The sequence below is a fragment of the Amycolatopsis sp. PSD-21 genome, from assembly GCF_055561455.1.
This window is the reverse complement of the sequence record NZ_CM145712.1, coordinates 615,854-634,371: the sequence shown is the minus strand read 5'-3', so window position 1 is coordinate 634,371 and position 18,518 is coordinate 615,854. Positions and strand designations below refer to the sequence as shown.

General features: G+C 68.0%; 17 protein-coding genes. 1 reads left to right on the top strand and 16 read right to left on the bottom strand.

All coding sequences use genetic code 11. The features are described 5' to 3' along the window. Position 1 precedes the first annotated feature (1 nt). Positions 2–754: an ESX secretion-associated protein EspG gene (locus tag ACZ1DY_RS03320; RefSeq protein ID WP_465483574.1), complete on the top strand. Its 753-nt coding sequence runs from the start codon at positions 2–4 to the stop codon at positions 752–754. Here the strand turns inward: ACZ1DY_RS03320 and ACZ1DY_RS03315 are convergent. From ACZ1DY_RS03315 to ACZ1DY_RS03240, 16 genes are all read right to left on the bottom strand, one after another. After that, entirely contained in the window at positions 707–1,477 is a 771-nt protein-coding gene (locus ACZ1DY_RS03315) for a helix-turn-helix domain-containing protein (protein WP_465483573.1), read from the bottom strand. The two genes, ACZ1DY_RS03320 and ACZ1DY_RS03315, sit on opposite strands and share 48 nt — an antisense overlap. Before the next feature lie 32 nt (positions 1,478–1,509). Next, positions 1,510–2,316, bottom strand: a complete 807-nt coding sequence (locus ACZ1DY_RS03310) for an alpha/beta fold hydrolase (protein WP_465483572.1) — start codon at positions 2,314–2,316, stop codon at positions 1,510–1,512. A 97-nt stretch (positions 2,317–2,413) separates the two neighbouring features. Further along, positions 2,414–3,979 (bottom strand): NADH-quinone oxidoreductase subunit NuoN, encoded by a 1,566-nt coding sequence (gene nuoN, locus ACZ1DY_RS03305; RefSeq protein WP_257489344.1) that lies wholly within the window; start codon positions 3,977–3,979, stop codon positions 2,414–2,416. Positions 3,980–3,982: 3 nt separating this feature from the next. Beyond that, positions 3,983–5,533 carry an NADH-quinone oxidoreductase subunit M gene (locus ACZ1DY_RS03300; RefSeq protein ID WP_378342357.1) on the bottom strand — a complete coding sequence of 517 codons (1,551 nt, stop codon included), beginning with the start codon at positions 5,531–5,533 and terminating at the stop codon, positions 3,983–3,985. Beyond that, on the bottom strand, positions 5,533–7,431 hold the full coding sequence (gene nuoL, locus ACZ1DY_RS03295; RefSeq protein ID WP_257489346.1) for an NADH-quinone oxidoreductase subunit L: 1,899 nt from the start codon (positions 7,429–7,431) through the stop codon (positions 5,533–5,535). The genes ACZ1DY_RS03300 and nuoL overlap by 1 nt, the downstream gene beginning before the upstream one ends. Positions 7,432–7,441: 10 nt before the next feature. Beyond that, positions 7,442–7,741 (bottom strand): NADH-quinone oxidoreductase subunit NuoK, encoded by a 300-nt coding sequence (gene nuoK / locus ACZ1DY_RS03290; protein ID WP_005151882.1) that lies wholly within the window; start codon positions 7,739–7,741, stop codon positions 7,442–7,444. Further along, positions 7,738–8,583: an NADH-quinone oxidoreductase subunit J gene (locus ACZ1DY_RS03285; protein WP_126733250.1), complete on the bottom strand. Its 846-nt coding sequence runs from the start codon at positions 8,581–8,583 to the stop codon at positions 7,738–7,740. Before ACZ1DY_RS03285 ends, nuoK begins: the two co-directional genes overlap by 4 nt. Continuing rightward, the gene (nuoI, locus tag ACZ1DY_RS03280; RefSeq protein WP_125678873.1) at positions 8,580–9,119 is read right to left on the bottom strand and encodes an NADH-quinone oxidoreductase subunit NuoI; all 540 of its coding nucleotides are present in this window, start codon (positions 9,117–9,119) and stop codon (positions 8,580–8,582) included. The genes ACZ1DY_RS03285 and nuoI overlap by 4 nt, the downstream gene beginning before the upstream one ends. Further along, positions 9,106–10,443: an NADH-quinone oxidoreductase subunit NuoH gene (nuoH, locus tag ACZ1DY_RS03275; RefSeq protein ID WP_465483571.1), complete on the bottom strand. Its 1,338-nt coding sequence runs from the start codon at positions 10,441–10,443 to the stop codon at positions 9,106–9,108. The genes nuoI and nuoH overlap by 14 nt, the downstream gene beginning before the upstream one ends. Then, a complete protein-coding gene (locus tag ACZ1DY_RS03270) occupies positions 10,440–12,908 on the bottom strand; it encodes an NADH-quinone oxidoreductase subunit G (protein ID WP_465483570.1) in 2,469 nt (822 codons plus the stop codon). Before ACZ1DY_RS03270 ends, nuoH begins: the two co-directional genes overlap by 4 nt. After that, complete coding sequence (gene nuoF / locus ACZ1DY_RS03265; RefSeq protein WP_126733248.1) at positions 12,905–14,185, bottom strand: NADH-quinone oxidoreductase subunit NuoF; 1,281 nt, start codon at positions 14,183–14,185, stop codon at positions 12,905–12,907. The genes ACZ1DY_RS03270 and nuoF overlap by 4 nt, the downstream gene beginning before the upstream one ends. Further along, a complete protein-coding gene (nuoE, locus tag ACZ1DY_RS03260) occupies positions 14,185–15,057 on the bottom strand; it encodes an NADH-quinone oxidoreductase subunit NuoE (protein ID WP_037332932.1) in 873 nt (290 codons plus the stop codon). The genes nuoF and nuoE overlap by 1 nt, the downstream gene beginning before the upstream one ends. Next, positions 15,054–16,424: an NADH-quinone oxidoreductase subunit D gene (locus ACZ1DY_RS03255; protein WP_465483569.1), complete on the bottom strand. Its 1,371-nt coding sequence runs from the start codon at positions 16,422–16,424 to the stop codon at positions 15,054–15,056. The genes nuoE and ACZ1DY_RS03255 overlap by 4 nt, the downstream gene beginning before the upstream one ends. Continuing rightward, a complete protein-coding gene (locus ACZ1DY_RS03250; RefSeq protein WP_465483568.1) occupies positions 16,421–17,185 on the bottom strand; it encodes an NADH-quinone oxidoreductase subunit C in 765 nt (254 codons plus the stop codon). The genes ACZ1DY_RS03255 and ACZ1DY_RS03250 overlap by 4 nt, the downstream gene beginning before the upstream one ends. Before the next feature lie 5 nt (positions 17,186–17,190). Further along, complete coding sequence (locus ACZ1DY_RS03245) at positions 17,191–17,739, bottom strand: NuoB/complex I 20 kDa subunit family protein (protein ID WP_005151847.1); 549 nt, start codon at positions 17,737–17,739, stop codon at positions 17,191–17,193. A 6-nt stretch (positions 17,740–17,745) separates the two neighbouring features. Next, a complete protein-coding gene (locus ACZ1DY_RS03240) occupies positions 17,746–18,153 on the bottom strand; it encodes an NADH-quinone oxidoreductase subunit A (protein WP_192748015.1) in 408 nt (135 codons plus the stop codon). Between the last annotated feature and the right edge of the window lie 365 nt (positions 18,154–18,518).

The following is an 18,518-nucleotide window of genomic DNA, read 5'->3' as shown; positions in this document are numbered from 1 at the left end:
CGTGGTGCTCGCGCGCCCGGTCGAGATCACGCTCGACACCTTGTTGACCGCGTTCCGTCACGCCGGCTGCGGCGATCCGCATCTGATCTTCGCGGGCGGGCTGCGCTACATCCCGCCGTCGTCGCGGAACGGCGAGGACAGGGCGGCGTTCGAGGAGCTCGGCGGGCTCGGGTTCACCGAGGGCAAGCGGCTGACCAGCGACTTCGAGGACGTCCTGCACATACTCGACCGGCCGAACACCGAGTACTACGCGACGTTGCGGACGGAGGCGGAGCAGTACAACGTGCTCGTCGCCGTACGCGGCCGCGCCGCGGTCACCGCGATCTGCGAGGGCAACCGCGTGTGGCTGAAAGGCGTGCGGACCGCCGATCGCGCGGCGGCGCTCGTGATGAACCTGCCCGAGTACCCGCCCGCGCGGTTCGCCCCGTTCTCCTTGCCCCAGGACGACTTCAACGGCAGCGGCGGGGACGGTCTCTACGACGAGCCCGAGGCCCGGAGCCGCGAAGCGCGGCAGCTCGACGAAGTCTTCGAGCAGCCCTATTTCGGCGTCGGTTTCTTCGCCGTGGCCATGCGTCCCGATGGGGGGAAACGCACCGAGGCCACGGACGGTCTGTCCTATCTGGACCTCGACTCCGGACGCGTGGCCATGCACGTGAGCGGTTCTCCCCGGAACCGGTACATCACCGTCCTGCCCGGCGAACCCACGTTACTTGCCCAGAAGGTCGCCGCGCTGCGGGCGAGCCTCGACCACTGACTCGATCAGGCGCACCGACCGCACCGGATCCAGCGCGACGGCGTCCACAGTGGACCGGAGGTAGGGCTCGACATCGCTGGGCCGGTGCAGGAAAAGCCCGCACCGCCGATGTTCCAGGTACACCACCGGCGGTGCGTCGCCGAATTCCAGCAGAACGTGGGCATCGCCCGCATGTGCTCCGGCGGCGAACGGGATGACCCGGAGTTCGACGGTGGGCCGCTCGGCCATCGAAACGAGATGCCGAAGCTGATTCGCCATCACCAGCGGCCCACCGACCTGACGGTGCAGCGCCGCTTCGTCGATATAGGCGACGAATCTCTTCTCGCCCAGCGCTGCGGTGGAAGAGTTCGCAGCCCTCGCGTAGGCAGGCGTGCGAAGCGGACCGGGTAGGAGCGTCGCCCCGAAGGCAACGATCTTGGTGGCCTCCTTTTCGTACTGTGCGAGCGTGTTCACTTGGAGGGAAGCGTCGGCGAACCACCACGGCCCACTGTCGCGAGCCAGCGAGAGCAGCGCTTCTCGACGCTCCCCTGTCACCTGATACACCGCAAGCAGCGCCGACACCTCCTCCGCGGACGCCGCGCGCAGGCCGGTTTCGATCCGGCTGATCGTCGACTGGGACCACGCGAGTTTGTCGGCCACCTCGGTCGCGGCCAATCTGACGGCCTTCCGCGCGGCGCGCAGTCCGTCGGCAAGGGCTCTCGCCTGAGGTGTGGGCTTCGGCATCGGGAGCACCCTGCCCGGTGCGGCGGAGCAAGTCATTCGCCGAGCCGGGCGACCTCGCGAACGGCTTCGGAAATGGCCGGGAAGTCCTTGCGCAGCAAGGCTCCGTGGTTGCTCTCGACCTTCGCGCTCACCTTGATGTTCGGGTTGCGCACGGTCACCGCGTCGAGCCCGGTCCGGATCTGCTCCTGCTCGTCCGCCTTGCTGCCGAAGGAGGTTCCCGAGGCGAGCACGTATCGCGTCGGCACGGTGATGCCGTCGAGCACCGGGCCCAGTTCGGCTTCCCGCGAGAGCTTGCCGAGCTCGATGTTGCTCTCCGCCTGCTGCGCGGCGGTCATCCGCGGGGCAAGCCCGGTCGGGCGCAGCAGCGGCATGATCAGGTTGAGGCGCTTGAACATCTTCCGGATCCGCTGCTCCATGGCGTCGTCGAGCCAGTCGTACGGGAACGCGCCGTCGACCAGGACCGCGCCGATGGTGCGCTCCGGATTCCGGGCGGCCCAGTGCGCCGCGACGACCGCGCCGTAGGACCAGCCCACCACCAGCGCGCGTTCCACTCCCCTGGCGGCGAGGACCGCGTCGACGTCGCGGACGGCGGCTTCGAAGGAGTAGTCGGCCGAACGCCGCGACTTGCCGCGGGCACGCTCGTCGTAGGTGATGTGGCGGAAGTCCGAGCCCAGGTCGGCGAGGACCCGCCGCCAGTAGCCCTGGGTCGCGAACTGGCCGTTCATGTAGACGACGGGGATGCCGGTGCCACCGGTGTCGGTGACGGCGAGCGCGGTGTCGTCGACCGGCACCATTCCGGTCCAGGGGGCGGTGATCGTGGCAGTGCTGTTCTTGGTCATGAGGTAACTATCGAGGTCCGGCCTGACATCGCTCTGACGTCGCACTGACACGAAAAAGCCCCCTCACGTCAGCGAGGGGGCCTTTCGCGAAGCGGGACTACTTGAGGGCGAAACCGCCGGAGCCCGCCCAGTCGAGGGCGAACGCCGGGAGCAGCCCGAGCACCAGCGTGACGATGACGCCGAGCGTGATCGCCGTGGTGGTGAACGCGCCGGGCACGGTGACGGTCGGGCCGTCGGGAGCCGGCTCGGAGAAGTACATCAGCACGATCACCCGCAGGTAGAAGAACGCGGCGACGGCGCTGAAGATCAGGGCGACGACGACCAGCGGTGCCATCCCGTCGGACAGGGCCGCCGAGAACACCACGAACTTGCCGACGAAGCCACTGGTCAGCGGGATACCGGCCAGCGCGAGCAGCAGGAAGGTGAACACCCCGGCCAGCACTGGAGACCGCTTCGCCAGCCCTGCCCAGGCGGACAGGTGCGTCGCCTCGCCGTTCGCGTCACGCACCAGCGAAACGACACCGAACGCGGCGAGCGTGGTGAAGCCGTAGGCCAGCAGGTAGAACAGCGTGCTCGACAGGCCGTCCTCGGTCATCGCGATGGCGCCGACCAGCAGGAACCCTGCGTGCGCGATGGACGAGTAGGCGATCATGCGCTTCACGTCGGTCTGCGTCAGGCCCAGCACCGCGCCGATCAGCATCGAGATGATCGCGACGCCCCAGAGCACGCCGCGCCATTCCCAGCTGGTCGACTCGAACGCCACCTGGAACACCCGCAGGATCCCGCCGAACGCGGCGACCTTGGTGCAGGCGCCCATGAACGCGGTGACCGGCGTCGGCGCGCCCTGGTAGACGTCCGGGGTCCAGGTGTGGAACGGGCCGACCGAACCCTTGAACAGCAGGCCCACCGCGAGCAGCCCGAGCCCGGCGAACAGCAGCGTGTCCGAGCGGTCCGAACCGGCGGCGGCGTTGGCGATGTCCGACAGCTTCACGGAGTTCGCGTAGCCGTAGAGCAGCGCGAGACCGTAGAGGAAGAACGCCGACGAGAAGGCGCCGAGCAGGAAGTACTTGACCGCGGACTCCTGCGAGAGCAGGCGACGACGGCGGGCGAGACCGCACATCAGGTACAGCGGCAGGCTCAGCACTTCGAGCGCGATGAACATGGTGAGCAGGTCGTTGGCCGCGACGAACGCCATCATGCCGCCGAGCGCGAACAGCGTCAGCGGGAAGACCTCGGTCTGCATCCCGGTGGTGCCGACCTGCGCGCGGTCCTGGACCGTGCCCGGGCGGATACCGGCCTGCGCGACGAACGCGCCACCGGGCTCGACCGAGCGGTCCGCGATCAGCAGCAGCGCGCCCAAGGCCAGCGCCAGCAGCGTGCCCCAGAGGAACAGCGACGGCCGGTCGACGGCGATCGCGCCGCTGAAGGTCGTGATGCCGTTCTTCGGCGCGGAGGAGCTGGCGTACCAGACCAGGAAGACACCCGCCGCCCCGATCCCGACCAGGGACAGGAAGACCTGCGAAGGCCACCGCATGTGCTTGGGCAGGAAGGCTTCGAACAGCACGCTGACACACGCGGCCCCGAGGATGATCAGGATCGGCGTGACGGCGAAGTAGTCGATCGACGGCAGCTGCACCGCCGGCGTCTGAGTCAAGAAGTGCACGGTTTACTTGCCTCCCTGCACGGACGACATCGTCGCCTGCACCGACGGGGTGATCGTGTCGAGCACCGGCTTGGGATAGAACCCGAGCGCGATGATCAGCACGACCATCGGCGCCAGGATCGCGATCTCCTTGCCGCCGAGGTCCTTGATGGCTTTGGTCGCCCCGAGTTCGGGCGCGATGGCCGTGCCCGGCCCGCCACCCGCGGCCATCAGGGCGTCACCGCGGACGGGGCCCTGCATGACGCGCTGGTAGAGCCAGAGCACGTACGCCGCGGCCAGCACCATGCCGACCGTCGCGATGATCGTGTACACCGGGTAGTCCACAAAGGACCCCAGCAGCACCAGGAACTCGCTGATGAAGGAGTTCGTGCCGGGCAGGGACAAAGTGGACAGACCGGCGATGAGCAGCATCCCGCCGAGCAACGGGGTCACCTTCGCCATGCCGCCGTAGTCGGAGATCCGCGTGGACCCGCCGCGCATCACGATCAGGCCGACGACCACGATCAGCATGCCGGTGGCGAGGCTGTGGTTCAGCATGTACGACACCGAGCCGACCATCGCCTGCTCGTTGAAGGTGAAGATGCCCAGCGCGATGAACCCGAAGTGGGCGATCGACACGTAGGCGATGAAGCGCTTCATGTCGCGCTGCCCGGCCGCGAGGATCGATCCATAAAGGACACCCGCGACGGCGAGCACCAGCACCCACGGCGCGAGTTCCTTGCTGGCGTCGGGGAACATCGGGAGGCAATAGCGCAGGAAACCGAACGTGCCGACCTTGTCCAGCACACCGACCAGCAGCACCGCGACGCCGATGGGTGCCTGGCCCGCGGCGTCCGGCAGCCAGGTGTGGAACGGCACCAAAGGGGCCTTGATCGCGAACGCGAGGAAGAACCCGATGAAGAGCCAGATCTGGGTGCCCAGCGGAGCGTCGCGGACGACCGTGACGAGCGTTTCCCAGTCGAAGGTGCCCTTGCCCAGTTCGTCCGACGCCAGCGAGTACGCCCCGATCGCCGAGGCCAGCATGATCAGGCCGCCAAGGAACGAGTACAGGAAGAACTTGACCGCCGCGTACTGCCGGTTCGCGCCGCCGTAACCGCCGATCAGGAAGTACATCGGGATCAGCATGATCTCGAACAGCACGTAGAACAGGAAGACGTCGGTCGCGGCGAACACCGCGATGGTCAGCGCCTCCTGCACCAGGATCAGCGACAGGAACCCGCCCGCCGAGCGCCCGGCCGGGAGCTTGTCGGTCAGGCCCAGCGCGCCGACCACGATCGGCACCAGCAGGCCGATGACCGCGATCATCACCAGCGCGATGCCGTCGATGCCGAACGAGATGTGGATGCCGAAGTTCGGAATCCAGTCCATCGAGGACTTCTGCTGGATCCGGTCCCCCGAAGGCGAATAGCTCGCCCACATCGGGATCACCAGCAGGAACGTCAGGAGCGACACCACGAGCGCGGTGAGCGTCGCCAGCCTGTCGTTCTTCTTCATCCCCGCGACGACCGCGGCGCCGACGAGCGGCAGCAGGATGGATGCGAGTACCCAGGTCATCAGGAGAACCTCACCAGCAGGAGTGCCGCCAGAAGCAGGAATGTGCCGCCCAGCATGGACAGTGCGTACGAGCGGACGAAGCCGGTCTGCAGGCGGCGCAGGCGCCCGGATCCGCCACCGAGCCCGGCGGCGAGGCCGTTGACCGCGCCGTCGACCCCGCGGTTGTCCACGTAGACCAGCGCGCGGGCGAGCCAGGTGCCCGGGCGGGCGACCAGCGTCTCGTTCAGGGTGTTGCCGTACAGGTCGTTGCGCGCGGCCTTGACCACGGCCGAGACCCGCTCGGGGCGTTCCACCGGAACGTCCTTACGGCCGACGAAGAGCCACGCCGCCGCGGCGCCGAGCACCGAGAGCGCCACGGTGAGGATCGGGACCAGCGCGTGCGGGATGACGCTGTGGCCACCCTCCTCGAGCGGGCCGACCACCGGCGAAAGCCATTCGGCGAACCGGTCGCCGAGGGCGAAGAACGCGCCGGCGCCGATCGAGCCGATCGCCAGGATGATCATCGGCCACTTCATGATCGCCGGAGACTCGTGCGGGTGGAAGTCGCGGCCGTCGCTGGACTTGATCTCCTTCCAGCGTTCCTTGCCGAAGAAGGTCATCACCATCAGGCGCGTCATGTAGAACGCGGTGAGCCCGGCGCCGAGGAGTGCCGCGCCGCCCATCACCCAGCCACGCCAGCCACCCTGGCTCAGCGCCGCTTCGATGATCGCGTCCTTGGTGAAGAAGCCCGAGAGCGGCGGGATGCCGATCAGCGCCAGGTAGCCGAGGGCGAAGGTCCAGAAGGTGACCGGCAGGTGCTTGCGCAGCCCGCCGAACTTCCGCATGTCGACCTCGTCGTTCATGGCGTGCATGACCGAACCGGCCCCGAGGAACAGCCCGGCCTTGAAGAAACCGTGCGCCACCAGGTGCATGATGCCGAGCGCGTAGGCGATCGGGCCGAGGCCGACGGCCAGCATCATGTAACCGATCTGGCTGACCGTGGAGTACGCCAGGACCTTCTTGATGTCGTCGTAGGCGCAGCCGATGATGCACCCGATCAGCAGCGTGACCGTACCGACGAGGGTGACGATCAGGCGGCCGTCCGCGGTGGCGTTGAAGATCTCGTGCGCGCGGGCGACCAGGTAGACGCCGGCGGTGACCATCGTCGCCGCGTGGATGAGGGCCGAGACCGGGGTCGGGCCCTCCATCGCGTCCGGAAGCCATGCCTGAAGCGGGAACTGACCGGATTTACCGCAGGCGCCCAGCAGCAGCAGGATCGCGATCGCGGTGACCGCGCCGGTCGGGATCTGGCCGACGGCGCCGAAGACCTCGGCGTAACCGGTGCTCCCGACGTACTTGAACATCAGGAAGATCGCCAGCGCGAGCCCGACGTCACCGACGCGGTTCATCAGGAACGCCTTCTTCGCCGCGGTGGCCGCGGACGGGCGGTCCTGGTACCAGCCGATGAGCAGGTACGACGCGAGACCCACGCCCTCCCAGCCGAGGTACAGCGTCACGAAGCTGTTGCCCAGCACCAGGATCAGCATCGAGGCGACGAACAGGTTGAGGTACGCGAAGAACCTCGACCGGTCGCGGTCCTCGGCCATGTAGCCGATCGAGTAGAAGTGGATCAGCATGCCGACGCCGGTGATCAGCAGCACGAACGTCAGCGACAGCGCGTCGATCCGGAGCCCGAAGTCGACCTGCAGCGCCGAAACCGGGATCCACGAGAACAGCTTGACGTCCGCGGTGGCCTTCGTGTCGGCCGTGAAGAAGAGGATCAGGCCGTAGACGAAGGACAGCGAGACGGTCGCACTGCCGAGGAGGTGTCCCCAGCCCCTGGCCCGCTTGCCCGCCAGCAGGAGAATAAGGGCGCCGAGGGCCGGAAAAGCCACCAGCAGCCACGATGATGCGGTCAACTCGGTGCTCCTAGTACTTCAGCAGGTTGGTGTCGTCGACCGAGGCCGAGCGCCGGGTGCGGAAGATCGCCATGATGATCGCGAGCCCCACCACGACCTCCGCGGCGGCCACGACCATCACGAAGAACGCCATCACCTGGCCGTCCAGCGACCCGTTGATCCGGGCGAACGTGACCAGGGACAGGTTCGCCGCGTTCAGCATCAGCTCGATGCACATGAACACGACGATCGCGTTGCGGCGCACCAGCACCCCGACCGCGCCGATGGCGAACAGCAGCGCGGACAGGAGCAGGTAGTACGTCGGGGTCATTCCTCGTCCCCTTCTTTCTTACCTACGAGCGCGTGGGCGTCCGGGCCTTGATCCGTTCCGGCGACCTGCTTGCGCTCGGTTTCCAGCTGCGCGGCCGAAGTCGACTCGATGATCTCCGAGAGCGACTCCCTGGCGATCGAGCCGTCGGGCAGCAGCGCCGGGGTGGCGACCGAGTTGGCCGTGGCGAAGACACCGGGGCCGGGCAGCGGCGAAGGCCGATCGTGCTTTCCGGTGAACCGGTCGACGACGAGTTCCTTCTGGTTCTTCTTGCCGCCCTTGGCGTGCCGGTCGGTGAACGCGAGCACCATCGCGCCGAGCGCGGCGGTGATCAGCAGCGCCGAGGTGAGCTCGAACGGGAACAGGTACTTGGTGAAGATCAGCCGTCCCAGCCCGCCGGGGCCGCCGCCGTCGACGTTCGCCGGGTCGACCGGCAGGGCCGGGGTCACGTTGGCCATCGCGCGGGCGAGACCCGCGGCGAGCAGCCCGCCGACGCCGATGCCGAGCAGGGTCGCCATGACCCGCTGTCCGCGCAGCACTTCGACGACCGAGTCGGAACTCTCCCGGCCGACCAGCATCAGCACGAACAGGAACAGCATCATGATCGCGCCGGTGTAGACGATGATCTGCGTGAAGCCGAGGAACGGCGCCTGCTGGATCATGTACAGCGCGCCGAGGCACAGCATCGTGAGCACCAGCCACAGCGCCGAGTGCACGGCGTTGCGGGAGAAGATCATGCCGAGCCCGCCGAGCAGCGCGAGCGGGCCGAGCACCCAGAACGCGATCGTCTCGCCGGTGGTGATGCCTGCCGAAACGTCCGTCTGCGCGAGGAAAGCCGTGATCACTGGACCGGCTCCTTCGGCTCAGCGGGCTTCCGTGCGAGTTCCGGGCCGTTGACGTAGTAGTCCTGCTCGTTGTCGCCGAGCCGCATCGGGTGCGGCGGCTGCTCCATACCGGGCAGCAGCGGCGCGAGGAGGTCTTCCTTGGTGTAGATCAACCGCTGCCGGTCGTCGTCGGCCAGCTCGTAGAAGTTGATCATCGTCAGGGATCGGGTCGGGCAGGCCTCGACGCACAACCCGCAGCCGATGCAGCGCAGGTAGTTGATCTGGTAGTCGGCGCCGTACCGCTCACCGGGCGAGTACCGCGCCTCTTCGGTGTTGTCGCCGCCTTCGACGAAGATCGCGTCCGCCGGGCAGGCCCACGCGCACAGCTCGCAGCCGACGCATTTCTCCAGCCCGTCCGGATGCCGGTTGAGCTGATGCCTGCCGTGGTAACGCGGAGCGGCGGGGGCGCCTGCCTCCGGGTACTCCTCGGTGGCGACCTTCTTGAACATCATCCCGAAGGTGACACCGAAACCCTTGATGGGATCAAACATCCCCATCGCCGGCCTCCCTTCCACTGGAAACCGCCGCGGGCTTGCGCTTGGCAGCCCGGGCTTCGGCCTTCGCGATGGCCTTCTGACGCGGAGTCTTGTCCGGAACCTGCAGGTCGAGCGGCGGCACCGGGAACCCGCCACCGGTCACCGGGACGTAGTCGTCGTCCGGGACCTTCTTGTCCGGCAGCAGCAGGCTCAGGATGACGACGACGAGGATGAGCGCGCCGCCGCCGATGAGGATCTGCGGGGTGGAGAGGCCGCCCGAGTTCTTGATCGCGCGGACCGTGACGATCACGACGATCCAGACCAGGTTGACCGGGACCAGGACCTTCCAGCCCAGCCGCATGAACTGGTCGTACCGCAGCCGCGGCAGCGTGCCGCGCAGCCAGATGAAGCCGAACAGCAGGATGAACAGCTTGGCGGAGAACCAGATCAGCGGGAGCCAGCCCTGGTTCAGCGCGTGGTCGGCGCCGACGAACGGGAACTTCCAGCCACCGAGGAACAACGTCGTCGCGAACGCCGAGACGATCACCATGTTGACGTACTCGGCGAGGAAGAACATCGCGAACTTCATCGAGCTGTACTCGGTGTGGAAACCGCCGACCAGCTCGGATTCGGCCTCGGGGAGGTCGAACGGGGCGCGGTTGGTCTCGCCGACCATGGAGATCAGGTAGATCACGAAGCTCGGCAGCAGCAGGTAGAAGTACCAGCCGGTCTGCTGTGACTCGACGATCTGCGAGGTCGACATCGAACCCGCGTAGAGGATGACGCCGACGATGGAGAGACCCATCGCGATCTCGTACGAGATCACCTGAGCCGCGCTTCGCAACCCACCGAGCAGCGGATACGGCGAGCCGGAGGACCAACCCGCCAGCACCAGTCCGTACACGCCGATCGAGGAGCAGGCCAGGATCACCAGCACGCCGACCGGCAGGTCGACCAGCTGGAGCGTGGTGCGCTCACCGAAGATCGAGACCACCGGGCCGAACGGGATCGCGGCCAGCGCGATCAGCGCCGGCACCGCGGAGATCACCGGCGCGAGGAAGTACACCTTGCGGTCGGCGGTGTCCGGGATGATCTGTTCCTTGAACGGCAGCTTGATCGCGTCCGCGAGGGACTGCAGGTAGCCGCCGGGCCCGACCCGGTTGGGGCCGGGACGGTTCTGCATCCGGCCGACGGCCTTGCGCTCCCAGACGATCAGGAAGATCGTCAGGATCGGACCGATCAGCAGGATGACGACCGTTTTGATCAGGATCAGCCACAACGGGTCGTCGGCCAGCAGCGCCGCCCGCTCGGCGGCGTCCGGCATCTGGCTGAGCAACGGAGTCACTTCTCACCTCCGGTGAGGGTGACGGCCGAACCGTGCCCCGCGCCGAGGGAGGCGCGGACGGCCGAGCCGTCGGAGTTGCCCGGGAGCCACACGACGCCGTCCGGCAGGTCCGCGACCTCGATCGGCAACGTGATGGAACCGCGTTCGGTGGAGACCTTCACGGTCTTGCCCAAGCCTTCGGCGGTCTTCGCCGAGAGCTTGGCGACGACCTCGCGCTGCGTGCCCTTGAGGTGCGGCTCGCCGTCCTGCAGCGAACCGTTGTCGATCAGCTGGCGCCAGGTGGCGAGGAGGACCTTGCCGTTCCCCGCGCTCGCGGCGGCGGCCGCCACCGGCTCGAAGGTCGCGGGCTCGGTCCTGACGGGCAGCTTCGCCAGATCGGCGGCGGAAGCGGCCGGGGTCTGCGTGAAGATGTCCGCGTCCATCTCGACGGCGAGGGTGTCGAGCACCCGGCAGTCCGGCAGGGCGCCGGTGCCTTCGAGGGTGACGGCGAACTCGCGGCGGCGGCCTTCCCAGTTCAGGTAGCTGCCCGCCTTCTCGACCGCCGGGGCGATCGGGAGGACGACGTTCGCGTGCTCGGTGACCGCGCTGTGCCGCAGCTCCAGGCTCACCACGAACTTCGCGTTCACGAGTGCCCGCAACGCCAGGCCCGGATCCGGCAGGTCGCCCGGGTCGACGCCGCCGACCAGCAGGCCGTCGAGTCCGTTCTCGGCGGCCGCCTTGAGGATGGCGGTGGTGTCGCGGCCCTCCGTGGCGGGAAGGGTGACGCCCCAAGCCTTTTCGACCTCGGCGCGAGCCGCGGCGTCGGCGACCGGGCGGCCACCGGGCAGCAGCGTCGGCGCCGCGCCCGCCGCCAGGGCACCGCGTTCACCCGCGCGACGCGGGATCCACGCGAGCCGGGCGCCGGTGCGCTCCACCAGCCGGTGCAGGGCCGAGAACAGGCCGGGCACCTCGGCGGCACGCTCGCCGACGAGGATCACAGCGCCTTCCGAGGCCAGCGCCTGGTCGACGTCCTGCGCGTGCTGCGCGATGCCGTCGATCGCGGCGGCCTCGGCGCCCGGCGCGCAGGCCAGCAGCTCGCCGAAGGTCTTGCGGACCGAAGAGGTGGTCCACTGTCCCAAGTGGACGACGCGGGTGCGGTTCTTGCGGGCCGCCTTGCGCAGCCGCAGGAACACGATCGGCGCCTCGTCCTCCGGCTCGAACGCGACGCACAGCACCGTGCGCGCCCGCTCGATCTCGCGGAAGGTGACGCCGCTTTCCGGCGTCGTCCCGACCACGTGCGACGCGAGGAAGCCCAGCTCCTCGGCCGAGTGCGGACGCGCGCGGAAGTCGATGTCGTTGGTGCCCAAGGCGATCCGCGCGAACTTCGAGTACGCGTAGGCGTCCTCGACAGTCAACCTGCCACCGGTCAGCACCGCGGCGCCCTTGCCGTCCCGCGCCTCGGCGAGCCCGGCCGCGGCCGCGCGCAGCGCGTCGGTCCAGGAAGCCTCTTCGAGCACGCCGTCGGCGTTGCGGATCAGCGGACGGCGGATGCGGTCGTCGGCGGTGGCGTAACGGAAGGCGAACCGGCCCTTGTCGCAGATCCACTCTTCGTTGACCTCGGGGTCGTCGCCCGCGAGCTTCCGCATGACCTTGCCGCGGCGGAAGTCGGTCCGCTCGGCGCAGCCGGACGAGCAGTGCTCGCACACGCTCGGCGAGGACACCAGGTCGAACGGCCGCGAACGGAACCGGTACGCGGCCGACGTCAGCGCGCCGACCGGGCAGATCTGGATGACGTTGCCGGAGAAGTACGACTGGAACGGCTGGCCCGACGTCGTCCGCGAAGCCAGGTCCAGCACGTCCGCGGTCTCCGCGGTACCGATCTGCTGGTGGGCGCCGCGTTCGAGCAGCTCGATGAACGGGTCGCCGGCGATCTCGCGGGAGAACCGGGTGCAGCGCTGGCAGAGCACGCACCGCTCGCGGTCGAGCAGGACCTGCGAGGAGATCGGCAGCGGCTTCGGGAACGTCCGCTTCGTGTCGACGAAGCGGGAGTCCGCGCGGCCGTGCGCGAGCGCCTGGTTCTGCAGCGGGCATTCGCCGCCCTTGTCGCAGATCGGGCAGTCCAGCGGGTGGTTGATGAGCAGCAGCTCCATCACACCCTGCTGGGCCTTGTCCGCGACGGCCGAGGTCAGCTGGGTCTTCACGACCATGCCGTCGGCGACCGTCATGGTGCACGAGGCCTGCGGCTTCGGCATCGGGCGGCCGCCCATCTCGACCTCGACCAGGCACTGGCGGCAGGCGCCCGCCGGGTCGAGCAGCGGGTGGTCGCAGAAGCGCGGGATGACCGTGCCGAGCCGTTCGGCGGTGCGGATCAGCAGCTCGCCCTTGGGCGCGATGACCTCTTCACCGTCGATGACCAGCTTGACGTGGCCTTCGGGAACCGGAGTGTCCTCTGTGGACGTTCCCGGCTTGTCGGGTGCGATCGTCATGCCTGCGCCCCCACCAGTTCGCGCTTGTTGGTTTCACACAGTGCGAGGAATTCCTCGCGGAAGTACTTGATCCCGCTCTGGATCGGCGAGACCGCGCCGTCGCCGAGGGCGCAGAACGAGCGGCCGAGGATGTTGTCGCAGACGTCGAGCAGGGTGTCGATGTCCTCCTCGGTGCCGTGGCCCTCGACCATGCGCTCCAGGATCTGCGCCAGCCAGTACGTGCCCTCGCGGCACGGCGTGCACTTGCCGCAGGACTCGTGCTCGTAGAACTGCGTCCACTTCATCACGGCCCACGGCACGGAAACGGTCTCGTTGAAGACCTGCACGGCCGTCGTGCCCAGCATCGACCCGGCTTCCGCCGCGCCCTCGAAGTCCAGCGGGACATCGAGGTGCTCCGCGGTGAACATCGGCGTGGAGGACCCACCCGGCGTCCAGAACTTCAGCGGGATGCCGTCCTTCATGCCGCCCGCCATGTCCAGCAGCTCGCGCAGCGTGGTGCCGAGCGGGCATTCGTACTGGCCGGGCTTCTCGACGTGGCCGGAGATCGAGTAGATCTTCGGACCGGGCGACTTCTCGCGGCCCATCTGGCGGAACCAGTCCGAACCACCGTTGACGATGTACGGCGCGCTGGCGATGGTCTCGACGTTGTTCACCGTGGTCGGCGCGGCGTACAGACCCGCGGCGGCCGGGAACGGCGGCTTGAGCCGCGGCTGGCCGCGACGGCCTTCCAGCGAGTCCAGCAGCGCCGTCTCTTCGCCGCAGATGTACGCCCCGGCTCCCGCGTGCACGGTGATGTCGAGGTCGAATCCGGAGTCGAGGATGTTCTTGCCGAGGTAGCCCGCTTCGTACGCCTCGCGCACGGCCGCGTTGAGACGGCGGATGCAGTGCAGCGCCTCGCCGCGGACGTAGATGAAGCAGTGGTGCGAGCGCATCGCGTACGAGGCGATGATGCAGCCCTCGATCAGCGAGTGCGGGTCCGCCATCATCAGCGGGATGTCCTTGCAGGTGCCCGGCTCACCCTCGTCGGCGTTGATGACGAGGTAGTGCGGCTTGTCCTCGTTCGGCGGCATGAAGGACCACTTGATGCCGGCCGGGAAGCCCGCGCCGCCACGGCCGCGGAGGCCGGAGTCCTTGACCAGCTGGACGATCTGCTCGGGAGTGGCCTTGAGCGCCTTGCGGATCGCGGTGTAGCCCTCGAGGGCTTCGTAGGACTGGATCGTCCAGGAGTTGGGCGAAAGCCAGCGCTTCGTGAGGACCGGAGTGATGGGATCGGCCATTACTTCTTCTCCACTTCCGGAAGCGGAACGTCCTTCATCGCGGGCGCGGTCCAGCCGCGGTCCTGCGCGACCTGCGCTCCCCGCAGGGTTTCGACGGCCTGCGAAGGACCGTCGACGTCCGTGCGGTACTGCTGCGCGTCCTCCGGGAAGAACCCGGCGAGCTGCAGTTCGGCGCCCTTGAAGTTCGTCAGCGGCGCGCCGCGCGTCGGGGCCGGCTTCTTGCCCGCCTGCAACGCGTCGACCAGCGCGACGGCCTTTTCCTCGGTCTGGTTGTCGAAGTACTCGTAGTTGACCTGGATGACCGGAGCGAGGTCACAGGCCGCGAGGCATTCGGCGTGTTCGAGGGTGATCGAGCCGGGCTCGTTCGGCGTGCCCGCGGTCTCGTTGTGCCCCAACGGCTTCTCCTCGGAACCGAGGTGCGTCTGGAGCTTCTTGTAGATCGCGTCGCCGCCCATGGCCGCGCACAGCGTGTTCGTGCAGACGCTCACCAGGTGCTCGCCGCACGGGCGGCGCTTGTACATGGTGTAGAACGTCGCGACCGCGCTGACCTCGGCGTCGGACAGGTCAAGGTTCTGCGCGCAGAAGGCGATGCCCTCCTGGCTCACGTAACCCTGCACCGACTGCACCAGGTGCAGCATCGGCAGCAGCGCCGACCGCGACTGCGGGTACCGCGCGATCAGGTTCTGCGCCTTGGCGTAGGTGTCGGCGTCGAAGATGTCTTCGAGCTTCGCGTTCTCCAGGATCCCCTCCGCCTCGGCGGGATCCGGCGCGATCGCGATCACGTCGACGTCACCACCGGCGGCGATATGGGTCTGCTCGGCCAGGCTGGTGCCGGGCTCGGGCGTCGGTGTCGTTCCGGGCTGGGTGCTCAACGGTCCACTCCCCCCATGACGGGGTCGATCGAGGCGATGGCGGCGATCACGTCCGCCACCAGGCCGCCTTCGGCCATCGCGGGCATCGACTGCAGGTTCACGAAACTCGGTTCGCGCACGTGGACCCGCAGCGGCCTGGTGCCGCCGTCGGAGACCAGGTGCACGCCGAGTTCGCCGCGCGGCGATTCCACCGACGTGTAGGTCTGGCCCGGCGGGACCTTGAAGCCCTCGGTGACCAGCTTGAAGTGATGGATCAGCGATTCCATCGACTGGCCCATGATCTTGCGGACGTGCTCGAGCGAGTTGCCCATGCCGTCGCTGCCGATCGAGAGCTGCGCCGGCCAAGCGACCTTCTTGTCCTCGACCATGACCGGGCCCGGCTCGAGCTTCTTCAGGCACTGCTTGATGATCCGCAGGCTCTGGTGCATCTCCTCGACCCGCAGCAGATAGCGCGCCCAGCAGTCCGCCTCGGTCGAGGTCGGGATGTCGAACTCGAACTCGTCGTAGCGCGAGTACGGCTCGGTCTTGCGCATGTCCCACGGGAGACCGGCGCTGCGCAGCACCGGGCCGGTGACGCCGAGCGCGAGGCAAGCGTCGACCGGCAGGTATCCGACGCCCTTGAGCCGGTTGCGCCAGATCGGCTGACCGGTGAAGAGCTTGTCGTACAGGGGAAGCCGCTCGTCCATCGTCTTGACGAACGCGCTGACCACCTCTTGGTAGTCGTCCGGCATGTCCTGCGCGAGACCGCCGGGGCGGATGAACGCGTGGTTCATCCGGAGACCGGTGAGGTGCTCCAGCAGGTGCAGGACCTCTTCGCGCTCACGGAAGCCGAGCGTCATCGCCGTGGTGGCACCGAGTTCCATGCCGCCGGTGGCGATGTAGACCAGGTGCGAGCCGATGCGGTTGATCTCCAGCAGCATCACGCGCAGCAGCTCGGCGCGGCGCGGGGCCTGGATGCCGAGCAGCTTCTCGACGCCGAGGCAGTACGCCATCTCGGTCGACAGCGGGGCGAGGTAGTCCATGCGCGTCACGAAGGTGACGCCCTGGGTCCACGTGCGGTACTCGCAGTTCTTCTCGATCCCGGTGTGGAGATAGCCGATGACCGAGCGGAGCTGGGTGACGGTCTCGCCCTCCATCTCCAGCACGAGCCGGAGCACGCCGTGCGTCGACGGGTGCTGCGGGCCCATGTTGATGACCATGCGCTCGTCGTGGCGGGAGTCCTCGATGAGGTCTTCCCAGTCACCGCCGGAAACGGTGTAGACGCGGCCTTCGGTGGTGTCGCGGGAGTCGGCTACGGGGACGCTGTCGCTGCCCTCAGGAGAAGTGTCCGTGCCCGTGGTGACGTCGGAGAGGTGTTCGGTGCTCACGAGTACGACCTCCGCTGGTCCGGCGGCGGGATCTCCGCGCCCTTGTATTCGACCGGGATCCCGCCGAGCGGGTAGTCCTTGCGCTGGGGGTGGCCGTCCCAGTCGTCCGGCATGAGGATGCGGGTCAGCGCCGGGTGACCGTCGTAGACGATGCCGAACATGTCCCAGGCTTCCCGCTCCTGCCAGTCGGCCGTCGGGTAGACCCCGACCAGCGACGGGACGTGCGGGTCTTCGATGTCGAGCGTGACCTCCAGCCGGATGCGGCGGCGGTACGTCATCGAAGTGAAGTGGTAGACCGAGTGCAGCCGCTGCGGGACGTCGACGCCGTAGTCCACGCCCGAGACCGAGCTGAGCAGCTCGAAGCGGAGACCCGTGTCGTCGCGCAGGACCTTGGCGATCTCGACGAGGTGGTCGCGGGAGACGTAGAAGGTGATCTCGCCGCGGTCGACCGTGGTCTGCAGGATCGCGTTCGCCGGGATCTTGTTGTCCGCCAAGGCCGCGTAGAACTCGTCGGCGAACTCGTCGAACCAGCCGCCGTACGGGCGCTCCGCCGGGGGCGGGCTGTACGCGGGGAGGCGGACGCCGCCGTAACCGGAGGTGTCACCGGTGCCGCTGACGCCGAACATGCCCTGGCGCTCTTTACCGGTGACGACCGGCTCGGCCGGACGGGTGCCCTGGGGCTCGAGGCCGCCTGCGGACCGTTCGGCGCTGGACTGCTCGCCGCCGGTTTCCGGGGTTTCGGGGGAGTTTTCTTCGGGCACGTCGCTCACTTCTTCGCGTACTTGATCGAGGAGGCGATCAGCTCGGTGCGCTCACCGCTGGCGGCGCGGATCGCGGCCCGGCGGGCGTTGATCGGCTCGTCCTGGATCTTGGCGTGCAGCTTCAGGATCGCGTCGAGCAGCATCTCGGGGCGCGGCGGGCAGCCGGGGAGGTACATGTCGACCGGGACGATGTGGTCGACGCCCTGCACCACGGCGTAGTTGTTGAACATCCCGCCGGACGAGGCGCAGACGCCCATCGCCAGCACCCACTTGGGCTCGGCCATCTGGTCGTAGATCTGGCGGAGCACCGGCGCCATCTTCTGCGTGACGCGGCCGGCGACGATCATCAGATCCGCCTGGCGCGGCGTCGCGCTGAAGCGCTCCATGCCGAAACGCGCGATGTCGTAACGGGAACCGCCGACGGTCATCATCTCGATCGCGCAGCAGGCGAGACCGAAGGTGGCGGGCCACATCGAGTTCTTGCGGGCCCAGTTCACCAGGCCTTCGAGACTGGCCAGGAGGATGCCGTTGGGGAGTTTTTCTTCGAGGCCCATGCTTCTCTAGTTCCAATCCAGGCCGCCGCGACGCCACACGTAGGCGTACGCGAAACCGACCGTCGCGATGAACAGCACGATCTCCACCAGGCCGAACATGCCCAGCGCGTCCGCGGAGACCGCGAACGGGTAGAGGAAGACCATCTCGATGTCGAACAGGATGAACAGCATCGCGGTGATGTAGTACGCGACCGGCATCCGGCCGCCGCCGACGACCGGCTGCGGCGACGGTTCGATACCGCATTCGTAGGCCGCGAGCTTCGCCTTGTTGGCGCGGCTCGGGCCGACGAGCGGGCCGAGCAGCACCGACAGCACCGCGAACGCGAGAGCGAGGACGAACAAGAGGACCAGGGGGAGGTACATGTCCAGGTTGGGCACCGAGGGGGTGCTCGCCTGGGTCAGCACGGGCAACATCAGCACGGGGTTTTCGCCATCCTTTCCGCGCCGCTGCGGTTTTCGAGTCGGGGTTCACCGCTTCCCTCGGTCGGCACCCTAAGTCACCTGGGTCACACCGCCGGGGGTAAGGCAACCCTTACGGGCCGTGCATGACGGCCCCCTTGCTTGTGAAATAGTTCACAAGCCTCCCGTCGAGGATGTGAAGCGATTCACAAAGCATGGGGCGAGTGTAGGACGTGACTCACATTCTTGTCCCTAGGCCCCGTGCTATAAGGCTGCCCTAACTTGACCGCACGGCCAGTACGGTTACTTCCGGCGTGCGGTACCGATGACCTGCGACGTCGTTCCCAAGATCGGCTTCAGGGGTCCCTTTGGCCACATTT

Excerpts from the sequence above, each read along its gene's own strand:
- ACZ1DY_RS03270 (WP_465483570.1), bottom strand. The coding sequence starts at position 12,908 with ATGACGATCGCACCCGACAAGCCGGGAACGTCCACAGAGGACACTCCG.
- ACZ1DY_RS03300 (WP_378342357.1), bottom strand. The coding sequence starts at position 5,533 with ATGACCTGGGTACTCGCATCCATCCTGCTGCCGCTCGTCGGCGCCGCG.
- nuoK (WP_005151882.1), bottom strand. The coding sequence starts at position 7,741 with ATGACCCCGACGTACTACCTGCTCCTGTCCGCGCTGCTGTTCGCCATC.
- ACZ1DY_RS03240 (WP_192748015.1), bottom strand. The coding sequence starts at position 18,153 with ATGTTGCCCGTGCTGACCCAGGCGAGCACCCCCTCGGTGCCCAACCTG.
- nuoF (WP_126733248.1), bottom strand. The coding sequence starts at position 14,185 with ATGGCCGATCCCATCACTCCGGTCCTCACGAAGCGCTGGCTTTCGCCC.
- nuoI (WP_125678873.1), bottom strand. The coding sequence starts at position 9,119 with ATGGGGATGTTTGATCCCATCAAGGGTTTCGGTGTCACCTTCGGGATG.
- ACZ1DY_RS03310 (WP_465483572.1), bottom strand. The coding sequence starts at position 2,316 with ATGACCAAGAACAGCACTGCCACGATCACCGCCCCCTGGACCGGAATG.
- ACZ1DY_RS03315 (WP_465483573.1), bottom strand. The coding sequence starts at position 1,477 with ATGCCGAAGCCCACACCTCAGGCGAGAGCCCTTGCCGACGGACTGCGC.
- ACZ1DY_RS03245 (WP_005151847.1), bottom strand. The coding sequence starts at position 17,739 with ATGGGCCTCGAAGAAAAACTCCCCAACGGCATCCTCCTGGCCAGTCTC.